The organism is Pseudoalteromonas sp. SG41-1 (assembly GCF_014164575.1).
Lineage (GTDB): Bacteria > Pseudomonadota > Gammaproteobacteria > Enterobacterales > Alteromonadaceae > Pseudoalteromonas > Pseudoalteromonas rhizosphaerae.
Genome location: NZ_JACJFL010000100.1, coordinates 1 through 1,673 on the forward strand (window position 1 = coordinate 1; position 1,673 = coordinate 1,673).

The window sequence follows — 1,673 nt, forward strand, 5'->3', positions numbered from 1 at the left end:
GCCAGCTTAATGAGTTTTGCCATTTACCGAGTTGTTGCTCAAGGGCTATTTTGCTATGCAGTGGCATTATTTGATATAACGGCTCATCACTGTCATCACGCTCGCCATGGGTGCTAGTAAGCGCGTGAAGATAAACCATTAACCGCAGAAAAAAGCTCGTTACTAAATTTAATCAAAAAGATAAGCGCGCTAATACTAAATTACACAAAAGTAATAAGCCTGCTTACGCTTCTAAAGCTGAACGTGAAAGATTGGCTTTACTTGTTGAGGGACAACTGATGAAGCGTGAAAGTGAACACGCTTCTCTCGTAAGCCTCTAAAGGTCAATTTGCTGCCAGCTATCGTCTTTGAGTGTATAGATATTGGGTGATATTGCATAAGCAAGCTCAGGGAATTGACTGTAAGTGATTCCTGCTACAGACATTACTGCCTTATTATCACTTTTACTGGCGATAAGTAAAATATTGCGACTAGGTATACCAATAACAACCTCACCAGGAATTTTTTGTTTAAGTAACTTTTTGAATGATGGCGTAAGAATAGCTGTTGCTTCATAATTTTCATCAGCAACTAACATATAAACATCACCATGCTCTCCGATGTCTAATTTTTCTATTTTGGCATTAATGGTATTTAAATATTTATCTAAGTTAGCGATTGCTTTACTTCTTAAGTTACGACTTGATATCGCTAAGCTTTGAAAGTCTTGTTGAGTAAGAAAGCGTAAACTATCAGGTGAATCTATTGCATAAAACACCAATAGCTCACCTGTTAACTTTTCATAATAAGGCAGCTGTATTTCGTTCACTCCCGCAGCTGCTAGCTGACTTTTCACTCCATCTAAATAACTTTGTGATTTTATCACTGGGCGTAACTGGCTAATATTAAGTACATCTGATTCATCTAAATTTTGATATTCAACTTGACTGGCGATAAAGTCTGTTAACGCTTCATCCATACTTGCTTGCCCTGAAATATAACGTGCATAGCTATTTGCTAAATAACTCGTTACTTTTAAACCATTTTTAAACTCAATTTCAATGACAAGATTATCTACATGATTGAAGGTTGCTTGCTTGAGTGCCAATTTCGCACGTTCAGTATACTGACGTGTAAATTCTTGCTCCGAAGTGCTAGCGGCAAACCCGGGGATGCTAAATATACTTATTAACACAAATAAAAGAGGGTAAAACTTCATAGCTTAGATCCTTTAACTATTCATTATTTTAAATAAGCTAATAGTATGTTTTAAAAATAACATTAACAATGTTTTTTAGGTACGAAAAAGGCCAAATTATTTGGCCTTTAAAAAACTTAACTAATTTTCTATTTATTAAAATGCGTAGCTGATACCGGCATTAACCGAGCGACCTTGTCCTGCTAATTGGCTGAAGCCTTGGCTCATATCTGTTTTAAAATCAGCAATACTGACTCCGCCTAACGGCTGTTGATAATACTGATCAAGTAAATTAGTAATTGCTAACTTAACTGTTAGCTTATCCCATCTCGCCTTGGTTGCTAAATTCACTAAGCTATAGTTGGCTGATTGATTTTCAATACGACGCGGATCTACACGCGTTTTACTATCTACCCACTGCCAGCTTAATGAGTTTTGCCATTTACCGAGTTGTTGCTCAAGGGCTATTTTGCTATGCAGTGGCATTATTTGATAT

The 1,673-nt window shown here is 36.6% G+C and carries 2 protein-coding genes and 1 pseudogene; 1 reads left to right on the forward strand and 2 read right to left on the reverse strand.

Features of this window, described 5'->3' with window-relative positions:
- Positions 1–137 precede the first annotated feature (137 nt).
- Entirely contained in the window at positions 138–320 is a 183-nt protein-coding gene (locus tag H5203_RS22420; protein ID WP_145237760.1) for a DUF2986 domain-containing protein, read from the forward strand.
- On the opposite strand, the gene H5203_RS22425 is transcribed toward H5203_RS22420, so the two are convergent.
- Together H5203_RS22425 and H5203_RS22430 are read right to left on the reverse strand one after the other, a co-directional pair.
- Positions 317–1,198 carry a DUF1444 family protein gene (locus H5203_RS22425; protein WP_182760651.1) on the reverse strand — a complete coding sequence of 294 codons (882 nt, stop codon included), beginning with the start codon at positions 1,196–1,198 and terminating at the stop codon, positions 317–319. The genes H5203_RS22420 and H5203_RS22425 overlap by 4 nt on opposite strands.
- 135 nt (positions 1,199–1,333) lie before the next feature.
- A pseudogene (locus H5203_RS22430) lies at positions 1,334–1,673 on the reverse strand (TonB-dependent receptor); the annotation flags it as partial.

Bases quoted from the DNA above. Each gene is read 5' to 3' on its own strand.
- H5203_RS22425 (WP_182760651.1), bottom strand. From the start codon at position 1,198: ATGAAGTTTTACCCTCTTTTATTTGTGTTAATAAGTATATTTAGCATC.